At 32.6% G+C, this 21,965-nt stretch carries 21 protein-coding genes and 2 other annotated features (1 of these 23 only partly in view); all 21 genes read left to right on the top strand.

The features are described from left to right. Positions 1 to 113 precede the first annotated feature (113 nt). Positions 114 to 377 (top strand): citrate lyase acyl carrier protein, encoded by a 264-nt coding sequence (gene citD / locus K8M07_RS02030; protein WP_223376190.1) that lies wholly within the window; start codon positions 114 to 116, stop codon positions 375 to 377. 15 nt (positions 378 to 392) lie between these two features. Then, on the top strand, positions 393 to 1,265 hold the full coding sequence (locus tag K8M07_RS02025) for an HpcH/HpaI aldolase/citrate lyase family protein (RefSeq protein ID WP_223376189.1): 873 nt from the start codon (positions 393 to 395) through the stop codon (positions 1,263 to 1,265). A gap of 15 nt (positions 1,266 to 1,280) precedes the next feature. After that, positions 1,281 to 2,825 (top strand): citrate lyase subunit alpha, encoded by a 1,545-nt coding sequence (gene citF / locus K8M07_RS02020; RefSeq protein ID WP_223376188.1) that lies wholly within the window; start codon positions 1,281 to 1,283, stop codon positions 2,823 to 2,825. A gap of 4 nt (positions 2,826 to 2,829) precedes the next feature. After that, complete coding sequence (gene citC, locus K8M07_RS02015) at positions 2,830 to 3,864, top strand: [citrate (pro-3S)-lyase] ligase (RefSeq protein WP_223376186.1); 1,035 nt, start codon at positions 2,830 to 2,832, stop codon at positions 3,862 to 3,864. Next, the gene (citX, locus tag K8M07_RS02010; protein ID WP_223376185.1) at positions 3,861 to 4,346 is read left to right on the top strand and encodes a citrate lyase holo-[acyl-carrier protein] synthase; all 486 of its coding nucleotides are present in this window, start codon (positions 3,861 to 3,863) and stop codon (positions 4,344 to 4,346) included. Before citC ends, citX begins: the two co-directional genes overlap by 4 nt. A 10-nt stretch (positions 4,347 to 4,356) precedes the next feature. Further along, positions 4,357 to 5,226 (top strand): triphosphoribosyl-dephospho-CoA synthase, encoded by an 870-nt coding sequence (locus K8M07_RS02005; RefSeq protein WP_223376184.1) that lies wholly within the window; start codon positions 4,357 to 4,359, stop codon positions 5,224 to 5,226. A 131-nt stretch (positions 5,227 to 5,357) separates the two neighbouring features. Next, a complete protein-coding gene (locus K8M07_RS02000) occupies positions 5,358 to 6,530 on the top strand; it encodes an NADP-dependent malic enzyme (RefSeq protein ID WP_223376182.1) in 1,173 nt (390 codons plus the stop codon). A 37-nt stretch (positions 6,531 to 6,567) separates the two neighbouring features. Then, positions 6,568 to 7,869 (top strand): 2-hydroxycarboxylate transporter family protein, encoded by a 1,302-nt coding sequence (locus tag K8M07_RS01995; protein ID WP_223376181.1) that lies wholly within the window; start codon positions 6,568 to 6,570, stop codon positions 7,867 to 7,869. An 87-nt stretch (positions 7,870 to 7,956) separates the two neighbouring features. Continuing rightward, the gene (locus tag K8M07_RS01990; RefSeq protein WP_223376180.1) at positions 7,957 to 9,201 is read left to right on the top strand and encodes a 3-isopropylmalate dehydratase large subunit; all 1,245 of its coding nucleotides are present in this window, start codon (positions 7,957 to 7,959) and stop codon (positions 9,199 to 9,201) included. Between the two features lie 14 nt (positions 9,202 to 9,215). After that, a complete protein-coding gene (locus K8M07_RS01985) occupies positions 9,216 to 9,710 on the top strand; it encodes a 3-isopropylmalate dehydratase small subunit (protein ID WP_223376179.1) in 495 nt (164 codons plus the stop codon). Between the two features lie 72 nt (positions 9,711 to 9,782). Continuing rightward, a complete protein-coding gene (locus tag K8M07_RS01980; RefSeq protein WP_223376178.1) occupies positions 9,783 to 10,724 on the top strand; it encodes an AEC family transporter in 942 nt (313 codons plus the stop codon). Between the two features lie 301 nt (positions 10,725 to 11,025). Further along, positions 11,026 to 12,267, top strand: a complete 1,242-nt coding sequence (locus tag K8M07_RS12740) for an aminopeptidase P family protein (protein ID WP_223376176.1) — start codon at positions 11,026 to 11,028, stop codon at positions 12,265 to 12,267. 256 nt (positions 12,268 to 12,523) lie between these two features. Beyond that, the gene (locus K8M07_RS01970) at positions 12,524 to 12,847 is read left to right on the top strand and encodes a PadR family transcriptional regulator (protein ID WP_223376174.1); all 324 of its coding nucleotides are present in this window, start codon (positions 12,524 to 12,526) and stop codon (positions 12,845 to 12,847) included. After that, entirely contained in the window at positions 12,840 to 13,400 is a 561-nt protein-coding gene (locus tag K8M07_RS01965) for a DUF1700 domain-containing protein (RefSeq protein WP_223376173.1), read from the top strand. Before K8M07_RS01970 ends, K8M07_RS01965 begins: the two co-directional genes overlap by 8 nt. Further along, the gene (locus tag K8M07_RS01960; RefSeq protein WP_223376172.1) at positions 13,393 to 14,187 is read left to right on the top strand and encodes a DUF4097 family beta strand repeat-containing protein; all 795 of its coding nucleotides are present in this window, start codon (positions 13,393 to 13,395) and stop codon (positions 14,185 to 14,187) included. Before K8M07_RS01965 ends, K8M07_RS01960 begins: the two co-directional genes overlap by 8 nt. A 57-nt stretch (positions 14,188 to 14,244) precedes the next feature. After that, positions 14,245 to 15,090, top strand: coding sequence for an ATP-binding cassette domain-containing protein (locus tag K8M07_RS01955; RefSeq protein ID WP_223376170.1), 846 nt, complete (start codon positions 14,245 to 14,247; stop codon positions 15,088 to 15,090). Continuing rightward, positions 15,083 to 15,781 carry a hypothetical protein gene (locus K8M07_RS01950; RefSeq protein ID WP_223376169.1) on the top strand — a complete coding sequence of 233 codons (699 nt, stop codon included), beginning with the start codon at positions 15,083 to 15,085 and terminating at the stop codon, positions 15,779 to 15,781. The genes K8M07_RS01955 and K8M07_RS01950 overlap by 8 nt, the downstream gene beginning before the upstream one ends. Before the next feature lie 1,141 nt (positions 15,782 to 16,922). Continuing rightward, positions 16,923 to 17,690, top strand: a complete 768-nt coding sequence (locus K8M07_RS01945; protein ID WP_223376167.1) for a DeoR/GlpR family DNA-binding transcription regulator — start codon at positions 16,923 to 16,925, stop codon at positions 17,688 to 17,690. 18 nt (positions 17,691 to 17,708) lie between these two features. After that, the gene (locus tag K8M07_RS01940) at positions 17,709 to 19,004 is read left to right on the top strand and encodes a four-carbon acid sugar kinase family protein (RefSeq protein ID WP_223376166.1); all 1,296 of its coding nucleotides are present in this window, start codon (positions 17,709 to 17,711) and stop codon (positions 19,002 to 19,004) included. 21 nt (positions 19,005 to 19,025) lie between these two features. Next, a complete protein-coding gene (gene pdxA / locus K8M07_RS01935; RefSeq protein ID WP_223376164.1) occupies positions 19,026 to 20,033 on the top strand; it encodes a 4-hydroxythreonine-4-phosphate dehydrogenase PdxA in 1,008 nt (335 codons plus the stop codon). Positions 20,034 to 20,049: 16 nt separating this feature from the next. Continuing rightward, positions 20,050 to 21,417 (top strand): GntP family permease, encoded by a 1,368-nt coding sequence (locus K8M07_RS01930; protein ID WP_223376162.1) that lies wholly within the window; start codon positions 20,050 to 20,052, stop codon positions 21,415 to 21,417. Positions 21,418 to 21,503: 86 nt separating this feature from the next. Next, positions 21,504 to 21,732, top strand: a binding site (T-box leader). Positions 21,733 to 21,781: 49 nt separating this feature from the next. Beyond that, positions 21,782 to 21,965, top strand: a binding site (T-box leader); it runs 43 nt beyond the window's last position.

Here is a 21,965-nt window from a genome sequence, read left to right as displayed (position 1 = left end):
TACGGAAAATAAATAGGCTGTGGTAAGTGATGAATATGATTTAATATTTGCCTTAGGTGACTTTTATCACTTAAGGTTTTTTATTTATTAACGGTTATGAAAGGAGGGGTTGAATGGTAATAAATAAGCCTGCTAGGGCAGGAACATTAGAATCAAGTGATATATATATTATGGTACAGCCTAACCAGGGTCAGGGTATAGAAATTCAACTGGATAGTATTGTGTTAAAGCAGTTTGGCAAGCAAATCCAAAATGTTATGAGACAGACTTTAAAAGATTTGGAAATAGAAGATATAAAAATTATTGCAAACGATCGTGGGGCACTTGATTATACAATCAGGGCACGATTAGAAACGGCAATCAATAGAGCTAATTAGGAAAGGAGGATAGTGATGAATAGATTGAGAAGAACTATACTTTTCATGCCTGGGAACAATCCAAATATGATACAGAATGCTGGAGTCCTAGGAGCAGATAGTATTATATTGGATTTAGAAGATTCCGTCAGCATAGAAGAAAAAGACGCAGCTAGAGATTTAGTACATAACGCTTTAAAACATGTGGATTTTTATGGCTGTGAAATAGTAGTAAGAATTAACTCCCCTTCAAGTCCATTTGGAATCAAAGATATTCAGGTGATTACAAAAGCAAAACCAGATGCATTTATGATTCCCATGGCAACCGAAGAAGATATGGAGGAGATTTGTAAATTAGTTGGAAAAATAGAAAGGAAGGAAGGTATTTTAGAAAATACTATAAAGCTTATTCCTATTGCTGAGACTGCCTATTCTATTGAAAACATTGCGGATATTATCAGTGCTTCAAACAGGACAATAGCTGTACTATTAGGAGCAGAAGATTTGACTGCTGACCTTGAAGTAACTAGAACAAAAGAAGGACAAGAGATACTTTATGCTAGATCTAGAATAGCCCATATATGTAAAACATATAAAATTGATGCAATAGATACACCTTTTGCAGATGTAGATGATTTTGAAGGATTAAGAAAAGATACTATTCGTGGAAAGGGTTTGGGTATGACAGGTAAAGCAGCTATAAATCCTAGGCAAATAGAGATTATAAATCAGGTATTTACACCAACAATTGATGAGATAGAATATGCTCAAAATGTGATTAAGGCAATGGAAGAAGCAAAGGGAAAAGGGAAAGGAGTATTTTCATATCAAGGTAAAATGGTCGATGCACCTATAATTGATAGGGCTGAAACAATACTTGAGAAAGCAAAAACTGCAGGAGTTATTTAGAGGGGGGTGAATTTGATGAAGAATTCTTTAGGAAGAGAAATACCAGAGACTATTAAAGGCTATTACAAGGAAGTGAAGCCCTTTACTGGGGCTTATGACAATATGGCAGATATAATTAAAACTCAGGTAAGAGCTAAGAGTATAATGCCTGATGAAAAGAAGGTATTAGATAATTTAGAGGAAGTTATTAAAAAATCTGGCCTAAAAGATGGAATGACAATTTCTTTTCACCATCATTTACGTAATGGAGATTATGTAGTTAATATGGTAATGAATCAGATAGCTAGTATGGGCATAAAGGATATTAAAATAGCAGCTAGCTCAATATTTCCTATCCATTCACCATTAATAGACCATATGAAATCAGGCGTAGTAACTGGACTATATACATCCTATATGTCTGGTCCGGTGGCAGATGCTATTTCAGAAGGGATACTTGAAAATCCAATAATAATGCACACCCATGGGGGAAGGTCAAGGGCCATAGAAAGTGGAGATATAAAAATAGATGTGGCATTTATAGCATCTTCTACCTGTGATAGTTATGGGAATATAAATGGAGTCTATGGAAAATCTGCTTGCGGTGTATTAGGATATGCCATATCCGATGCCTATTATGCAGAAAAGGTTGTTGCAATAACTGATAATCTTGTATCCTACCCAGTATGTCCCATTGAAATTAGCCAAGACTATGTAGATTATATTGTAGTTGTAGATAAGATAGGGGATCCAGAGGGTATAGTGTCAGGTACCACAAGAATAACAAAGGATCCTATAGGCTTAAAAATTGCCACGCTTGCAGCCAAGGTAATAGAAGCCTCTGGACTATTAAAGGATGGCTTTTCATTCCAAACAGGGGCAGGAGGAATATCTTTAGCAGTAGCTGCCAGCATTAGAGAAATAATGAAAGATAAAAATATAAAAGGTAGTTTTATGTCTGGTGGAATTACAGGATATATGGTTGATATGCTTGAGGAAGGTTTGTTTGATTCGATTTTAGATGTTCAATGCTTCGATTTGCGTGCCATTGAATCCCTTAAAAATAATAAAAGTCATCAACCAATGACAGCAACTATGTATGGAAATCCCCACAATAAAGGAGCAGTTGTAAACAATCTAGATCTTATGATACTAGGTGCAACTGAAATTGATACAGACTTTAATGTAAATGTAACTACTGGTTCAAATGGAATTATAATGGGAGGTTCAGGAGGACATAGTGATACTGCTGCAGGATCTAAATTGGCTATAGTTGTTTCCCAACTGTTTAAGGGTAGACTTCCAGTTATAGTTGATAAGGTTACTACAGTTAGTACTCCAGGTGAAACTGTAGATGTTTTAGTAACAGAAAGAGGAATTGCTGTAAATCCAAAAAGACAGGATTTAATTGCAAAGTTAGAAAAATCCAAAATAAAGGTTATGAGTATAGAGAAATTAAAGAAAATAGCAGAGGGGATTACAGGAAAGCCTATGGAGATAGAAACAGATGAAAGAATAGTTGCAGCTGTAGAATATAGGGATGGAACTATCATAGATATAGTAAAAAAGATAAAAAGGTGAGAATATGTCTTTGATAATAGAGACAATAGATTTAGAAAGTACAGAAAGACTCCAAGTTGAGAAATTTTTATCAGAATTTAATCTTTCTCTAGACAAGGATGTGGAGCAAACAATAGTAGCTAAAATAGATGGAAATATTATAGGTACATGTTCCTGTGGGGGTAAAGTAGTAAAGAGTTTTGCAGTAAAAAAGGAGTTGCAAGGAGAAGGAATTGCAGCAAAACTAATTAGTCGAATAACTAATATTATGTTTGATAAGGGTATATTTCACACATTTATATTTACAAAACCTGTAAATAAGCATATATTTAGTGAATTAGGCTATCATGAGATATTTTCAACAAAGGATGTTACATTACTTGAATCTAGCTCAGACAATATAAGAAGGTATATAAAAACTATAAAAAGCCAAACTTCATTTGGACGTGAAGATAAAGCGGCTATAGTAATGAATTGCAACCCTTTTACATTAGGCCATAGATATCTCATAGAAAGAGCAGCTTGTGAAAATGAAACAGTAATAGTTTTTATAGTCCAAGAAGACAAATCTTCTTTTCCTTTTGATGTGAGGTACAAATTGGTTAAGGAGGGCATCAAGGATTTAAATAATGTTCATGTTGTTTCTGGAGGAGACTACATCATAAGCTCTAATACTTTTCCTTCCTATTTTATAAAAGAAGAAGAGCATAAGGATAGGGCATACAAACAGTTAGATGCAGGTATTTTTGGTGAATATATTGCAACAGCTTTTAATATAAAAAGGAGATATTTAGGAACAGAGCCATATTGTAGTGTAACCTATGGATATAACAAGGTTCTTGCTGAAATACTTCCTGGGTATGGGGTGGAGGTAAAGATTATAGATAGGGTTACTGTTGATAGTAAGGAAGTAAGTGCATCCTCAGTACGAAAATATATTAAAGAAGATAATTGGAAAGAAATCAAAAAGCTAGTTCCAGAAACCACCTACTCATTTTTGCTATCATCTGAAGCAAGAAAGATAATAGACAAAATAAAGGGAAGTGAATTGAGACATTGATTGATAACATATTTAAAGCCAGAGAAGAAAGATATAAATATATATTAAAATTAATTGAAAGGTATAGATTACCAATAATTTGTGGCAAGATCAATTATCCAGGAGCAAATAAAAACACATCTGCAGCCGATAAGATTTTCAACATGCTTTTAGATAAATTATATGGGGAATTTAGGGAATCCATTATATTTTCAAGATTATTAGAAGGATATGACGGCAAAAGCTTAATCATAATAGTAAATGTAGACCAATTAACTGCTAAAAAAAGAGTAGTAAAAATAGAAGAGGAGAATAGAATAGGCAGATTATATGATATTGATGTGTATTCATTACGAGGTATTTCTCTGAGCAGAAAAGAATTAGGACTACAGCCGAGAAAATGTATCATCTGTAATGAAAATCCCTGGATATGTAGAAAATTAAATAAGCATAAATTATCTGAACTCCTTACAGAGATTGATAATATACTAAAGGATAAATAAAGGAGGCAAAATGGACAAGAATAATCTTTCTAATATTAGTTTAAAAGCTCTAAAAATTAGTCAAGCTGCAAATTTAGGAATGTTATACGATATATGTACAAGTCCATCTCCAGGATTAGTTTCACCCTTTTCAACTGGAGCCCATAAGGATATGGATATATTTACATTTTTAAAAAGTATTGCAGCTATCCTACCTACAATGACTATCTGTGCCGAATTAGGGCTTCAGGAAAAATATGATCTATTACCTAAACTTCGTAGAGTAGGAGTTAAAGCTGAAAAGGAAATGTTTGCAGCAACAAAAGGAGTTAATACCCAAAAAGGCTTTCTGTTCTTAGGAGGTGTGGTTTCAGCAGCAGGAAGTTGCATAAGGCTTGGAAAACCTGTGAACAGATACAATATTTCCAATCAGTGTAAATATATCTGTAAGGATATAGTTGAAAAAGAATTATTAAACATATCAAAGGACAAAGTAAGAACTAATGGAGAAAGAATATTCTTAGAATATGGAATAACTGGAATTAGGGGAGAAATAGAAAATGGATTACCAAGTGTATTAAAAGTAGGCCTTCTTTTATATGAAGAGGCCTTAACATCGGGACTATCTATAAATGAAGCCTTAAGTCATACTTTAGTAGGATTGATGACGGTAGTGGAAGATTCCACAGTAATTAATAGATACGGAATGGAAGGACTTATAATAGTAAAGAAACATGCTAATAAATTTTTGAATTATGGAGGCATGTATACAGAGAAAGGAAGAGAATATATAAAATATATGGAATTAGAATTCATTGACAAGAATATCAGTCCTGGTGGTTGTGCGGACATTTTAGCTATTACTGTTATGATAAAAAAACTAGAGGAAGATTTTAAATAGATATTAGTTAAGTTATTGACAATGTATTTTTAATTATTTTAATTATTTGAATATTAACACAATATTTATTTCCTAAAAATATCCATATATAATTAGTATAACAGAAAATATATTATGAAATGGGGGTTAATATGAATTATTCAGAGCTTAGTTTAAAGTTACATGAAGAGAACAAGGGCAAAATAGAAATAAGATCTAAAGTCAGAGTTGAAACTAAAAATGATTTAAGCTTGGCTTATACACCTGGTGTTGCAGAACCTTGCCGTAAAATTTGCAAGGACAAGGATGAGGTTTATAAGTATACGGCTAAGGGTAATTTAGTTGCGGTTGTTACAGATGGGTCAGCAGTACTAGGTTTGGGAGACATTGGAGCTGAAGCAGCAATGCCTGTTATGGAAGGAAAATCAATACTTTTTAAAGAATTTGCCAATATTGATGCTTTTCCTATCTGCCTTAACACCAATGATGTAAATGGAATAGTTGAAACAGTTAAGAGAATTTCACCTACTTTTGGAGGCATAAATTTAGAAGATATATCAGCTCCAAAATGCGTTGAAATTGAAAGGAGACTAAAGGAAGAATTAGACATACCAGTATTTCATGATGATCAGCATGGTACTGCTGTTGTTGTAGCTGCAGGATTAATTAATGCATTGAAGATTGTAGACAAGAAGTTTGAAGATATTCGAGTAGTAATAAATGGTGCAGGTGCAGCAGGAACTGCTGTAGTAAAAATGCTAACCACTTTGGGGGTGAAGGACATGCTCCTATGTGATAGCAAAGGAATAATACATAGGGGAAATCCTGCAAACAATTGGTTAAAAGAAGAAATAGCACAGTCAATCAATAAAGACAATATGAAAGGAACATTAAAGGATGCTATAGATGGCGCAGATGTTTTTATAGGGGTTTCAGTAAGAGATGTTGTAGATGCTGACATGATTAAATCTATGAAGGAAGATGCTATTGTATTTGCTATGGCAAATCCAATACCAGAAATATTTCCAGACGAAGCTAAAAAAGCAGGAGCAAGAGTAGTAGGTTCAGGTAGATCTGATTTTCCTAATCAAATAAACAATGTAGTTGCTTTTCCAGGGATTTTCAGAGGGGCTTTAGATGCAAGAGCAAAAGACATAAACGATGAAATGAATATTGCTGCAGCATATGCGATTGCCAATATGGTTAAAGATGAGGAATTAAATGAAGACTATATAATACCAAGTGCATTAGATAAAAGTATTACGTCTGAAGTTGCAAAGGCAGTAGAAAAAGCAGCAAGGGAATCAGGTGTTGCAAGGGTTTAATTGGCTTTAATTAAATTAAAATAAAGGAGGTTTTAAAATGGGGGAAAATACTGTTAACTTACAGGACAAGGACGGATATAAGATTATGGGTATATCCATCCAAATGTTTCTTCTCATTACAGCTATTGTTCTAGTAGCTACCTATATGGAAGTGCTACCTGCAGGTATGATAGGAGCTTTTCCATTGATGATGGTAATTGGAGCAATATTTAATGAGCTAGGCGACAGGTTACCAATAGTAAAGGACTATTTAGGTGGAGGACCTATCATTATTATTTTCGGGTCAGCTGCACTAATGACTTTCAATCTTATACCAGAATCCGCAGGGACTATTATGACTAATTTTATGAAGGGTGAAGGCTTCTTAGACTTTTATATTGCAGCATTAATAACAGGTAGTATTTTAGGGATGGATAGAAAATTATTAATCAAGGCAGCAGTTCGATATTTGCCAGTAATCTTAGGTGGAGTTATTGTATCCTTTGGACTAGTGAGCTCAGTAGGAGCCATAATGGGATATGGAGCTAAAGATGCATTATTCTATGTTGGGCTTCCAATTATGGGAGGCGGAATGGGAGCAGGTGCTGTTCCACTATCTCAAATATTTGGAGATGGCCTCAATGTTGATCCGACAGCAGTACTATCAAAGATGGTACCAGCTCTTGCACTAGGCAATGCTTTGTCAATAGTTGCTGCAGGTTTACTCGATAGAATAGGAAAAGGTAAGCCTAATCTATCAGGGGAAGGTAAACTTCTAGTTGGGCAAGAGGAGCCAGATAGAGAAAAAGAGAATAAGATAGCAGTAGAGTATAAATTTTTAGGAATGGGATTATTGTTATCTACAACATTCTTTGCTTGGGGAAGAATATTAGCTAAATTTATACCAATTCATTCTTATGCCCTTATGATAATAACAGTAGCAGTAGTGAAAGCATTTGGTATAATGCCTAAAAAATATGAAATTGGAGCTTTCCAATGGTTTAGGTTTATTATGGCTAACCTTACCCCGACTTTACTAGTTGGTATCGGAGTTGCTTACACAGATTTGGCTGAGGTAGCAAGTGCATTCTCATTAACATACTTAATACTAGTAACTGTTACAGTACTAGGAGCAATACTTGGTGCGGGATTTGTAGGGAAAATATTAGGGTTCTATCCAGTAGAAGCAGCAATAACTGGAGGGTTATGTATGGCTAACATGGGAGGTACTGGTGACGTTGCAGTATTATCAGCATCAAACAGAATGTTATTAATGCCGTTTGCCCAAATCTCATCCAGATTAGGTGGTGCATTCATGCTCATTGTAGCGACTGCCCTATTAAGTATTTTTGGTGGATAATGTTTAAATATAACAATTGCAAATCCTTTGATACATTGTATCAAAGGATTTGCAATTACTTATTAATTATGAAAGGCTGTGATCTATGTGCATGCGATTGAAAAAATACTAGCCAATAATGCTGGCTTAGATAAGGTAGAAATAGGTCAAATAGTTACATGTAATATTGACTTTGCTGAAATAAACGATTTATATCTGCAAACCATATATTCATTTTGGGAAATGGGAGGCAAAAAGGTTTTTGATAAGAATAAAGTTGCTTTTGTATTTGACCATTATTCCCCTGCTCCTACTATAAAAACAGCACAAATTCATAAAGAAATGAGGGAATTTGTAAAAGATCAAGGTTTAACTCACCATTTTGATATAAACAAAGGTATATGCCATCAAGTAATGCCAGAATCGGGACTAATATACCCAGGGATGATAATAGTTGCTACAGATTCTCATACTACAACTCATGGTGCTTTTGGTGCCTTTGGAACAGGGGTAGGAGCCACAGATATGGCTACTATATTAATAAGCGGAAAGCTTTGGTTTAGAGTTCCAGAAATTATAAATATAGAGATAAATGGAATACCTTCAAAGAATACTTATGCTAAGGATGTTATTTTATATATTGTAGGAAAAGTAAAGGCTAATGGAGCAGTATATAAAGCAATAGAATTTAGTGGAGATTATGTAGAAAAGATAGACGTTTCTGAAAGGATGACTATATGCAATATGGCTGTTGAAATGGGAGCTAAAACAGCTTATATGGCACCCAACAAAGCAGTAATTGATTATGTGAATTCTAGGGCAACAAAGGATTATACCATATATGAAATAGATGAGGGCTATGAGTATTCTGAGCATTTGGTTTTCAATATAGATGGACTTGAACCACAATTAGCTGTACCTCATAGTGTAGATAATAATGTAAGTGTAAAAGATGGAGTAGGAACTAAGATTCATCAAGCATTTATTGGTTCTTGCACAGGTGGTAGGTTTGAGGATATTGAGACAGCATGGAAGATTTTAAAAGGGAAAAAGATTCATCCTGATGTAAGATTGGTTATTATTCCAGCTTCAGATGAAATACAGTTATCTATTATTGAAAAGAGATACATGAGGGATTTAATAAAAGCTGGGGTTACATTTAGTGCACCAGGATGTGGACCATGTCTAGGAACCCATGCAGGGATTATTGCAGATGATGAAGTGTGTATTACATCCACTAATAGAAATTTTCCGGGAAGAATGGGAAGCAATAAGGCATCTATATACTTGGCATCTCCAGCTACAGTAGCAGCATCAGCTTTAAATGGTTATATTACGGAGCCAATAGTTTAGGGAGGGAATAAAGGATGAAAAATATAATTACAGGTCGAGCTTTTGTCTATGGGAACAACATAGATACAGATCAGATTTATCCAGGTAGGTATTTAGAGTCAGTAGATCCTCAAGATATTAAAAACCATTGTTTGGAAGGAGTAGATGAAAAATTTGCGGAGGAAGTAAGAGAAGGAGATATAGTAGTGGCAGGTACAAACTTTGGATGTGGATCTAGTAGGGAACATGCGGCTATTAGTCTTAAAGCTAGCGGTGTAAGTGTTATTTTAGCAGAATCCTTTGCGAGGATTTTTTATAGAAATGCTACTAATCTAGCATTACCTCTAATGATATGTAAGGATATTAGTAAAAAGGTCAAAACTAGAGATATACTTGAGGTGCATGTGAGAGAAGGATATGTTATTAATAAAACATCAGATGTGAAAATCAATGGAGGGAAGATACCTGATTATATTTTTAATATTATTGAAAATGGAGGAATAAAGAAACTATTTCAGGACATGAGATAACTCAGTATACATTAAAAGTATAGGTGTGGTAATATATAGTATGTAGGGAAATAGACTCTAGGAGGTACAGAATTGTTTCTAAAATCAGTAGAAAGTATCTTTATTTTAATAATACTTATTTGTGTAGGCTGGGTCATGTCAAAAATTGGATGGATTAATGACGATGTTAAGAGTTTCTTAAACAAAGTAACTGTAAAAGTAGGAGTGCCTGCTTTAACTGTAACTAATTTTTTTAAAAACTTTTCTAATCAAATGTTAATTTCATCATTTAAGTTTGTAGGTATTGCCCTATTATCTATAATAATTCTTATTATAATATCTAAAGTCATATCAAAGATCATGAAGATAGAGTTGATGAAGTCAGGTAGTTTTGTTTCTATGTCATCTGTGTCAAATAGCATGTTTTTTGGATTACCAATATGTTTAAGTTTATTTGGAGAAATAAGTATACCTTATGTTTTATTTTATTATATAGCGAATACTATTATATTTTGGGGTATATTAAGTCCTATGATAGCCAGAGATGGTAATAAAAAGGTTAATAATATTTCACAAAATCTGCAAAATATATTTAACATTCCCTTGATTACTGTTATTGTATCTGGAATATTACTTTACTTTAACTTTGAACCACCTTCCATAGTATTAAAGACAACAAAATATTTTAGTAGTTTAGTAACACCATTAGCTTCAATAATTGTAGGTAAAATTATATATGATATCGATTTCAGTAAATATAAACTAGACAAATCTATTTTTACAGTAGTATTTATGAGGCTCATTGTTTCACCATCTATTATGTATATCATCACAAGATTTTTTAATTTGCCGGTATTAGCTATACAGGTGTTTATTATACAATCAGCAATGCCAGTTATGATGCAAACTACAATAGTATCTGAATTATATAAAACAGATTCTAAATATGTTGCCACATCCTTATCAATTACAACTCTGCTAAGCTTATTTACTATACCATTTTATATTTTAATAATGGACAAAGTATTTATATAGCTTATAATAATGCCTTATTATTTTCTAAGGGCTTTTAAATACATTAAATATTGTGGAGGTGGTAAATAATCTAATAAAACAATCGAAAAAGTACATCCAGACCAAAAAGAGTATTCGCCAATTAAAAAATTAGACAACGTTAAAAGCTTTAAGTCTCAAGAGGATGCATTCAAGATAGTAATACAATTGTTTGAAATAAAACTATTATTTATACTGTTGTAAATGTTGGAATAAAGTAGTAATATCTAAATATACAGATAAAAATCAAAAACTATATAATTAGAAATAAGGGGGTTAAAGTGTGGATAAACAATTTTTTATAAAAAACAGAAAGAAACTAGAGGAAAGGTTAGAAGATAATAGTATTTTATTATTATTTGCAGGTAGAGCACCATATAAATCTGCTGATGAAGTATATCCATTTACACCGAACAGAAATTTCTATTATATGACTGGTATTGATGAAGATGAAATTATACTTTTAATTACCAATATTAAAGGAAAAGTTTCACAAAAATTATTTATACAAAGACCAGATCCAATTATGGCAAAATGGGTGGGAGCTACAATTTCTGATGAGGCAGCAAAGGAAAACTCAGGAATAGAGGATATTGAATACCTAGATAAATTTGAAGATGTTATTGGATCTGTATTGAATAAAAATAGAATAGAAAAAGTATATTTGGATTTAGAAAGACAAGAGATTAAAACTTCAATGACTGATTCTCAGCTTTTTTCTAAAATGATAGCTGAAAAATATCCATATATTCAAATAAAAAATATTTATCATGACATAGCAGATTTAAGAGTTATTAAATCTAAGGAAGAAATTGATTTGATTAAAAAAGCAATAGAGATAACTAATGAAGGTATATTGGCTTTGATGAAAAATGCTAAACCGGGAATGATGGAATATGAGATAGAAGCATATTTTGATTATGTATTGACTAAACATGGAGTAACTGATAAAGCTTTTGCAACAATAGCTGGTAGTGGTATAAATGGCACTATACTTCATTACTCAGAAAACAACTGTCAAACTAAAGATGGAGATTTAATACTATTTGATTTAGGTGCTCAATATAAATATTACAATGCAGATATAACTCGTACTTTCCCTGTAAATGGTAAGTTTACTGAAAGACAAAAAGAAGTATACAATGTAGTATTAGAAGCAATGAATGCTGTTGAAGAAGCAGCAAAACCAGGAGTTCCTTATGGAGAATTAAATGAAATTACTAAAAAGATATTAGCTGAAGGATGTAAAAAATTAGGCTTAATAAAAGAAGATAGTGAACTTTCCAAGTATTATTTCCATTCAGTATCTCATTATTTAGGTACAGATACTCATGATGTAGGAGATCGTACTGCTATTCTTAAGCCAGGAATGGTTATAACTAACGAGCCAGGTCTTTATATTGAAGAAGAGAAAATAGGTATAAGAATAGAAGATGATTTGTTAATAACAGAGGATGGATGTAAAAATCTATCTAAAGATGTTATTAAGACTATTGAAGAAATAGAGGATTTCATGAATAAATAAGGCATAGTGGACATCCCGCAGGTAGAAATACCTGTGGGATGTTTTTTTATTTTCACAACGCAATATGAGATAAAAATATAAAATATGTTTACAAAAATTAAAGTTGGTTTAGGTCTCATTTTTGTATCGTTGTAAAAAAATTTCTACAGTACCTTGCAATGAACAATACTTTGTGTTATATTATTTATAGAACGGTACTTTAAATAAATCAGTACTGTATTATAAACGGTAGTAAAGGTGGAGGTGTACCTCAATAATGAATATTCAATTTAAAAAAGGAGCATTGGAGCTATGTATTCTTGCATTATTAAACAAACAAGATCGGTATGGGTATGAATTGGTACAACAAGTATCGAAACATATTGAAATTTCAGAGGGTTCCGTATACCCGTTGTTAAGAAGGTTGACAAAAGAAGAATATTTTACAACTTATTTGCAGGAATCAACTGAAGGGCCACCACGAAAATATTATAGGTTGACAGATAAAGGTAGAGAAAATTTGCACCAGTTGATTAAGGAGTGGGAAGAATTTACGGAAGGTGTCAATCAAATTATCAAAGGAGGTGTTTCGGATGAATAAAGAACAATTTTTAAAAACATTGAATTCAGATTTAAAGAGATTACCTTCTAATGAACGAGAAGATATAATCAGGGATTTTGAAGAACATTTCCTGATTGGTTTTAAAGAAGGAAATTCGGAGGAAGAAATTTCAGAAGCTTTAGGTTCACCTAAGCAAGTTGCTAAAGAATTGCTGGCAACATATCATTTAGAAAAGGCAAATGAATCAGGGAAAACAAGGGAAGTTTTGCATGCAACTTGGGCAATCCTAGGGTTAGGTCTATTAAATTTAATTTTGGTTCTTGGACCATTCATATTGTTAACGGGAATAATGGTTGCAAGTTGGACATTAGGAATCGCATTCATTATTTCTCCATTATTAGTTGTGATCAACGAGATGGTAAACCCAGGAACATTACAATCGTTTTTCTTGTTTTTTTCTATTATGCTTTCTGGAGTGGGTTTCTTTATAGTTGTTGGAATGAAATTAACAACAAGTATAGTAATAAGAGGTTTTATAAAATATTTGAAATTTAATATGAATATTGTGAAAGGTGGATATAAAAATGAGTAATATGAAAAAAATAATTATGTTAGCGCTTGGACTTTTAATAGTAGGTGCAATAGGAAGTATTTTTACTTTTTCTTCATTGAATAGGGAAACAACTGTATCTGAAGAAAAATATATTGATGAAAATATTACAAGTATCGAAATAAGTACTAGAAATGTAGAAGTAGAAGTTTTGTCGACTAATGAAAACAATGTAAAAGTAGAGCTGACTGGGAATGTATTACCAAATATAGATTACAGTCTTTCAACAAGTGTAGAAGATTCAACATTATTGATTGAACCAGAGATGAGTGAGCATTCATGGTTTAATTTGATGCCTATTGCTTTAAGGTTGAAAGTATATTTACCAAGTGAACAATATGATTCTCTGTATGTGGAAAATGATAATGGTTTAGTTCATGTTAAAGATTCAACTATAAATAACGTTATAATCAATACAACCAATGGAATGGTCGATGTACAGTCGATTACAAGTACTAATATAGATGTACAAACTGCAAGTGGAAAAATTACAATGAAACATGTTAATGGAGAAATTACAGGAAAATCAGGAAGTGGTCCAATCAAGGTTCAAACTAAAAGTTTAGACCATCCGGTTCAATTAGAAACGAAATCCGGTGGAATTCTACTTCAAACGGAACAACCTCCAACTAATGTAACATTTGAAGCTGAAACAGGTACAGGTAGAATAGATATTCTCGATCAGTATACAGGAAAGAATATTGTTATAGGCAATGGAGAGAACTTGATCAAACTCAAAACGGGTACTGGTAGTATTACTGTAGAGTAGTATACTAATTAAATTCTTAATTTGGCATTGAGTGAAAAAAGTTGGAGGAGGTTTATAATGATTAATTTTGCAAATGTATATAAAAAATATAAAGATCAAGTAGTAATTGATGACATTACAATAGATATTAATAAAAATGGAATCTACTGTCTATTAGGCAGAAATGGTGCTGGGAAAACAACATTTATGAAGCTATTGGCTGGACATATTGGGGTAAGTGAAGGTGAGATTAAAGTAGATAAACAAAAAGTTTCACCTGCCAATATGCCTTCAAATGTAAGCTTTATTGAAAGTCGAGCATCTCAGTTTAATATGAGTATTGCTGATTTATTAGATACAACTAGACATTTGCAAGATGAATTTGACATTGAGTTTGCATACAAAATGCTTCAAAAATTTAAGCTTAATAAAAAACAAAAATTTAAACAGCTTTCATTTGGAATGCAAACGATGGTTGCAACGATTGCAGGTCTAGCAAGCAACTCCAAAGTTGTCATGTTAGATGAGCCAGTACTTGGATTTGATGCAATTATGCGTAATCAATTTAATAAATTGCTTCTTGAAAGCTATGAGAGACATCCTCGGATCATTATTGTATCTACACACCTAATAGATGAAATTGCCAAAGTAGCGCAATATTTGATAATGATTGACAATGGAAAGATAATCTTAAACTCAACAATGAATGAAATCAATGATCTTTTTTATGCTTTAACTGGTCAGGATGACGCACTAAAAGAAGCTATTAAAAACCTCAATGTTATTGGTAAAGAAACAGTACATGGTAGAACAGTAGCTTACATTTATGACAAGAAAATAAATTTAACTAACAATATTATCAATCAGCCTGCTTCGCTGAATGATTTCTTTATAAATATGGTAGGAGGTAATGAGAATGAATAACAGAGTATGGATAGTATCAAAAGTTAATATTAGAAATCAAAAAGTTGCTTATATGATTACTTTAGTTGCATTTTTGCTAATGACAATTCCTAGCATTATTCAAGTCCTACAAGCAGGTCCTAATGAGTATTTCGAAAAAAGTTATTTACTAAGTAGTGGTAATATGTTGTACGTATTACTTTTGGTAAGTCCTATATTTATTTGTAAAACCAATTTTACTAGGTTTATGCATTTAAATGGAAGAAAAGTAGATTATATTAGAGGGACTTTTCTAACTTATGTAATTCTTGCAGTTGTGGTTTCAATTGCCAATCATATATTCTACTTTACACTAGATCAGTCTTGGAAAGAAACATTTCAAGTTATTAATTTGATAGAAGTATTTGGGTGGATAAATAATGGTGTTTTTTTCTCGTTTTTACAGGAATCTGCATTTTTACTTTTATTAGCGATATTTATACACACACTTACTACAATGCACGATTCTTGGATAGGGTGGATTATCGATCTATTATTAATTGTTTTATTCGGTCTATCTTTAACAATATCGCCATTTATAGAAATACGGACATGGTTTTTTAACCTAATAATCTTTGCATCAAATGCGTGGATTCAAATAATTGTATGCCTTATGTTGATTTTACCAATTTATAAGATAAATAAGTATTATTTAGGCAAAAAAAATATTTAATCATTATATAAAGGAGCGTTCGTTCATGAATCACATGCCAAAAGAATTACATTTTTGGATGGGTTAAGAGGTATAGCTATTTTACTAGTGTAGTTTCGAATTTTTAGGGGATTTAACACTGCAACTTGGTTTTCCTTTTTTAGCGTGGTTTAGTATTGGCGCTTTGGCGTATCTATATTATACGGAGAAAAAGTCGAAATACTTGGTGTTTATTATTAGCCTATTAGTCATAGGCCAGTTAGTAATGGGCAGCACTGATATTATGGAAATAGTTTGTTTAATTGTTATCATGATGCTTTTTATGTTACCGATTTGTTTTGAAAAGATTAGGTTTTTATTTAGCAATAAGTTTTTATTGCTTATTGGGTTTGTTAGTTATCCACTATATCTAATCCATTCAAACGCTATAATTGCTTTAACTGTGAAACTGAATAATAATTCCAGTGTAATACCCCCAAAATATTATTACCTATTATTCCTATGGGCATTATGATTCTGATAGCGTATATAATAGCTAAATTTATTGAATCTAATTTGCGAAAGTTCATACGAGGAATAATAATATTTAGAAGCTTAAAAACGGAAAAGGTAGAGTAGCAAGGATGATTACACAGAAAATTGTAGAGAGCGAATTAACCTATTCATTCTAGAAATAAAGTTGTTTAATAAGTACACGCCTTTGAGTACGATAAAGGTATAAATATAATTTTTCAAAAGGGTAATCGAACTTATATATCAGAATCACTAGTCAGTAAAGAATTTATTTTTCAATTTTTATTGGATCTACATGTTCAAATGTATGCAATATATTTCCCGGACTAGAACCATCCATAATTACAATATCAATATCTCTAAGCTCTTCTGGATTAGTACTACCTGTTCAACACAATTATCCGTCCATTATTTAGAATTCTTGATCATTTTAATTATCGTAAGTTAACTTATCATATTGCATAGGACTTTGTGAGCGTTTAATGAAGAGATATAATTAAGTTATTAATTATATCTTTTTATTTTTTAATAAATAAATACAAAATGATTATTTATGATTGACTTTGCGTTTATATTTTAGTATATTTTAAGTAAAGGAACATAAACAAACAAATACATTCAATAAAATACACGTAAAGGTGTGTGAAAAATGTTATCTTCAGTAAGAGTGGATAAGATATTAGAGTATATAGATGAAAAAGGATATGTAGAGGTAAAGGCTTTATCGGAACATTTTGGCGTAAGTGAAATTACAATAAGGAGAGATTTGACTAAGCTAGAAGAAAACGGTTACATTTCTAGGACTTATGGTGGTGCTAGAAAGAGAAAGCCTTTAGCTCAAGAAACCATATATGACGAAAAAAAATTAAAGAATCACGACATAAAGGTGAAGATTGCAGAGAAAGCAATCAAGCTAATTGATGATAAAATGACCATTTTTTTGGATGCTGGAACTACAACTTTTGAATTGGCAAATCAAATTTTTCATTCTAACCTAAAGGACTTAACTGTTTTAACTAATGATATCAATATTGCTTATTATCTCTATAATTTAAACGATATACAGGTATTGATGATAGGAGGAACCATTAAAAAACGTATTGGAAATACACAAGGATTTTTAACTAAACAATCTCTAAGTGCACTCTATTATGATATGGCTTTTGTTGGCACATCAGCAATTAGTAAGAATTTGATGTTATTTACTCCATCAGAGGAAAAGGTTGAATTGAAGAGATTGATGGTTAAAAACTGTGATGCATCTGTATTGTTGGTTGATAAATCTAAATTAGGACAAGCTGGATTATATTATGTTAATCATGTAAAGGATTTTGACTATGTAGTTACGGATATCCAGTTAGATGATGATCAATCCAATTTAATAGAGAAATATAATACTGAAATTATTAGCATATGATAAGAAAGTGGTGATACAATGAATAGATTTGTAATTGTTGCAGACGATTTAACTGGAGCTAATGCTACATGTTCCATGATTAAAAAAACTGGATTACAAACTGCTAGTTTAATGGTTTTAGATAAGAAAAAAATTCCAAAGGACATTGATGTGTTGGCGGCAAGTACAGGAAGTCGTGCCATGGAGCCAGAGGAAACTTATGATAGAGTGAGACAGACCATAAGAACATTAAAATCTAAAGATGTTCTTGTATACAATAAGAGAACAGATTCTACCTTAAGAGGGAACCTTGGACCTGAAATAAACGCAGTTCTTGATGAATTGGGAGATGATAGGATGGCAATAGCAGTACCTGCATATCCTGATACTGGTAGGATTGTATTCAATGGTGAAATGTTGGTAAATGGTGTTTTGCTTGAAAATTCGGATGCTGGAAGAGATGCAAAGGCTCCTGTGGATTCATCAAATGTAGAATATTTATTTAGCAAAAACTTTAAGGGAAAAATGAGGTCTGTTTTTTTAAAGGATATCTCCAAAGGACCAAAGCATATTGAGAAGATTATAAAGGAAGAAAAGAAAAAGGGGACAAGACTTTTAATCTTTGATAGTGTTACCAATAATGATATTTCCATAATTACGAAGGCAGTTTTTTCTAGTAAAGTGGATTGTATTTTAGTGGATCCAGGCCCATTTACTTTAAGCATGATTAGAGAAAGCCTAGATAAAGGGAATCAAATGAACAAGGTGCTTATGACAGTAGGTTCAGTTACAGATGCTACCATTGAACAATTAGAGGAATTCATAAGGAGTTATGATCCATATATTGTAAATGTCAGTCCTATGAAACTGATTGAATCCAATACCAGAAAAGAAGAAATAGAAAGAGCAGTTCAAGATGCAAAATGGGGAATAGCTGACGCACATAATGGAATTATTCTTCTTACTACTACTCCTCTTCATAATGAAGGGAAACTAGATTTAAAGACAGTTGCACAAAGGAATGATATGGATATAGATGATGCATCTCTATTTATATCAACTGGTTTAGCTGAGATTTCTAAAGAGGTATTATTGAATGGAGAATCTTTTGCTGGTATTTTTGTTAGTGGAGGAGATATTACTGTTGCTCTTTGTGAACAATTAGAGGCTATTGGAGTGGAAATTAAGGAAGAAATCATACCATTAGCTGCTTATGGAAGATTAATAGGTGGAGAAATGGATAACCTTAGAATCATTAGCAAAGGCGGCATGGTAGGAGATAAGGATGCTATGGAAATTTGTGTGGAAAGACTAAGAGGAGAAATGACAGATTAAAACTTTGAGGAGGAAAATATAATGACAAAACCTATTATTGGAATTTCTTTAGGAGACCCATCTGGTATTGGTCCAGAAATAGTTGCAAAAGCTTTATCTGAAAAGGAGATTTATGATATTTGCAATCCATTTTTAGTAGGAGATAAAAATGTAATTGAAAAAGCCATTGGAATTACTGAATCGAACTTAAAGGTGAATGTGGTAGAAAAAGTTCAGGATTCTAACTTTACATTTGGGACTATTGATATGATTAATTTAAACAATGTAGATATGAGTAAATTTCATTTTGGTCAAGTTAGTGCGATGTGTGGTAGAGCAGCATTTGAATATATCAAAAGAGTAGTGGAATTAGCCATGGATGGGGAAGTGGATGCTATTGCTACTACGCCAATAAACAAGGAATCTTTAAGGGTTGCTAAAGTACCGTACATTGGGCATACGGAGATTCTAGCTGATCTATCAGGTGTAGAGGATCCTTTGACTATGTTTGAAGTGAGAAATCTAAGAGTTTTTTTCTTAACTAGACATATGCCTTTAAGGGAAGCTTGTGAAGCAGTTACCTATGATAGGGTACTGGATTATATTATAAGATCTATTGGAGCTATGAAACAACTAAATGTAGAGGGAACATTGGCTGTAGCAGGATTAAATCCACATTCTGGAGAGCATGGTTTATTTGGAAATGAAGAGGTAGAACATGTAGCTCCAGCAATAGAAGAAGCAAAAAGACGAGGGTATGATGTAGCAGGTCCTATTGGAGCAGATTCTGTATTTCATCAAGCACTAAATGGAAAATATGCAGCAGTTTTATCTTTATATCATGATCAAGGGCATATCGCTACTAAGACATTAGATTTTGAAAGAACTATCTCTATTACTAATTCCATGCCATTTTTGAGAACTTCTGTGGATCATGGAACAGCTTTTGATATTGCAGGTAAAAATATAGCTAATGCTATTAGTATGATAGAGGCGATAAAACTAGCAGCAAAATATGCACCTTTTTTTACTAAAAATACATCATTATAATTAGGAGGGGATTTTTTTGGCAGGACAAACTCAAATACTTATCGGATTGATTGTAGGCTTGATTGTTCTGATATTTATGATTATGAGGACAAAAATTCACACCTTTCTAGCTTTAATTGTTGCAACTGTTATAATTGGTATTGTTGGAGGTGTGCCTTATAATGAGATTATTACAAGTATTACCAATGGATTTGGAGGTACTTTAGGAAGTATAGGAATAATTATTGGTCTTGGTGTAATGATGGGAGCTATATTTGAAGCTTCTGGAGCTGCTAAGACTATGGCTAGAACTTTTTTGAGGATTTTAGGAAAGGATAAAGAGGAAATTGCTCTTTCAGTGACAGGATATTTGGTGTCTATTCCTATATTTTGTGATTCAGGTTTTATTATTTTATTTCCACTAGCAAAGGAGTTATCTAGACAAACAAAAAAATCAGTGATTTCTTTAGGAGTAGCGTTAGCAGCCGGTTTGGTTATTACTCACTCTTTAGTACCACCTACACCGGGACCAGTAGGAGTGGCAGGAATTTTTGGTATTAGTGTAGGAGCACTTTTGTTATGGGGAATTGTTGTGGCGATTCCTATGGTAATAGCAGCAATTATTTATGCAAAATACGTAGGGAAAAGGGTTTATCAATTACCAGATGAATCAGGAGAAGGTTGGATAAGACCTGAAAGGCAAATGGATAGCATTGAATCTGAAGATGTACTTGCAGATGAGAAACTTCCAGGATTAGCAATTTCTTTTGCTCCTATAATTGTACCTATTATATTGATACTGTTAAATAATATTGTTGCAGTGATGAAAATTCAAGGTGGATTTGCTGGTTTTATTTCATTTATTGGAGAACCAATTATAGCGGTAGCTATTGGCACTATTATTGCAATCATTGGATTAACAAGAGGATTTACTAGAAAAGAAACTTTAAATGAAATGGAAAAAGGAATTCGCTCTGCAGGAATAATTATATTGGTAACTGGTGGAGGCGGTGCTTTAGGACAGATTATCAAGGATAGTGGAGTAGGCGATTATATAGCTCAAGTTATTGTACAGACAGGATTGCCTGCAATCTTACTTCCATTTTTGATTGCTACACTATTGAGATTCATTCAAGGTAGTGGTACTGTTGCAATGTTAACTTCTGCATCAATTACCGCACCTATTCTTACAGGTATAAATGCAAACCTCGTATTTGGTGCATTAGCAGCTTGTATTGGTTCTTTGTTCTTCTCATATTTCAATGATAGCTTTTTCCACGTAGTTACTAGAAGCATGGGATTAACTGAGGCAAAGGAACAAATGAAAGTATGGTCTGTTACTACAACCCTTACATGGGCAGTCGGGTTTATAATTTTATTGATTTTAAATGTTTTCTTTGGCTAATTTGAATTAATTTTTAGAAATAAAGGAAAAAAGCTTGACAAATTAGCAAATTGCAATTATCATAAGATACAATGAAGTGAATAACTAGAATGTTTAAGAGGCAGAAGAGTAATTTTGATGAGTACATCATACAGAGAACTGGAAAAGGTGAGAACCAGGAGATGGAAAGCTTAATGAAAAGAGCTGCTGAAATGGATAGGACAAAACAAAATGCGAGTATCTTATCCCGCATTCAAAGCGTTATTTGAGTTGAGTTGGGTTTTACTAGTTAAAATACAATTAGAGTGGTACCGCGGGCATATACTCGTCTCTTAAATTAGAGACGAGTTTTTTTATTATAGTGAATCAATTTACAATTAAATATGAACAGTCTATGATACAGAGAGTAATTATATTAGTAGATTCTTACAGAGAACTGGGGAAGGTGAGAGCCAGATGATTGAAAATATAATGAAAAGAGCTGTGGAGATAAATAGGGCAAAGCCAAAAGGTGAGTATCTTATTTCGCATTCAAAGCGTTATTTGAGTTGAGCTGGGTTTTTTAAATA

It is taken from the genome of Schnuerera sp. xch1 (assembly GCF_019931165.1).
Taxonomy (GTDB): domain Bacteria; phylum Bacillota; class Clostridia; order Tissierellales; family Tepidimicrobiaceae; genus JAIOUP01.
This window is presented reverse-complemented; position numbering and strand designations above follow the sequence as displayed.

What these genes read in the sequence shown, in the direction of transcription:
- citD (WP_223376190.1), top strand. Translation starts at nt 114, where the DNA reads ATGGTAATAAATAAGCCTGCTAGGGCAGGAACATTAGAATCAAGTGAT.
- K8M07_RS02025 (WP_223376189.1), top strand. Translation starts at nt 393, where the DNA reads ATGAATAGATTGAGAAGAACTATACTTTTCATGCCTGGGAACAATCCA.
- citF (WP_223376188.1), top strand. Translation starts at nt 1,281, where the DNA reads ATGAAGAATTCTTTAGGAAGAGAAATACCAGAGACTATTAAAGGCTAT.
- citC (WP_223376186.1), top strand. Translation starts at nt 2,830, where the DNA reads ATGTCTTTGATAATAGAGACAATAGATTTAGAAAGTACAGAAAGACTC.
- K8M07_RS02005 (WP_223376184.1), top strand. Translation starts at nt 4,357, where the DNA reads ATGGACAAGAATAATCTTTCTAATATTAGTTTAAAAGCTCTAAAAATT.
- K8M07_RS02000 (WP_223376182.1), top strand. Translation starts at nt 5,358, where the DNA reads ATGAATTATTCAGAGCTTAGTTTAAAGTTACATGAAGAGAACAAGGGC.
- K8M07_RS01995 (WP_223376181.1), top strand. Translation starts at nt 6,568, where the DNA reads ATGGGGGAAAATACTGTTAACTTACAGGACAAGGACGGATATAAGATT.
- K8M07_RS01985 (WP_223376179.1), top strand. Translation starts at nt 9,216, where the DNA reads ATGAAAAATATAATTACAGGTCGAGCTTTTGTCTATGGGAACAACATA.
- K8M07_RS01970 (WP_223376174.1), top strand. Translation starts at nt 12,524, where the DNA reads ATGAATATTCAATTTAAAAAAGGAGCATTGGAGCTATGTATTCTTGCA.
- K8M07_RS01965 (WP_223376173.1), top strand. Translation starts at nt 12,840, where the DNA reads ATGAATAAAGAACAATTTTTAAAAACATTGAATTCAGATTTAAAGAGA.
- K8M07_RS01960 (WP_223376172.1), top strand. Translation starts at nt 13,393, where the DNA reads ATGAGTAATATGAAAAAAATAATTATGTTAGCGCTTGGACTTTTAATA.
- K8M07_RS01955 (WP_223376170.1), top strand. Translation starts at nt 14,245, where the DNA reads ATGATTAATTTTGCAAATGTATATAAAAAATATAAAGATCAAGTAGTA.
- K8M07_RS01950 (WP_223376169.1), top strand. Translation starts at nt 15,083, where the DNA reads ATGAATAACAGAGTATGGATAGTATCAAAAGTTAATATTAGAAATCAA.
- K8M07_RS01945 (WP_223376167.1), top strand. Translation starts at nt 16,923, where the DNA reads ATGTTATCTTCAGTAAGAGTGGATAAGATATTAGAGTATATAGATGAA.
- K8M07_RS01940 (WP_223376166.1), top strand. Translation starts at nt 17,709, where the DNA reads ATGAATAGATTTGTAATTGTTGCAGACGATTTAACTGGAGCTAATGCT.
- pdxA (WP_223376164.1), top strand. Translation starts at nt 19,026, where the DNA reads ATGACAAAACCTATTATTGGAATTTCTTTAGGAGACCCATCTGGTATT.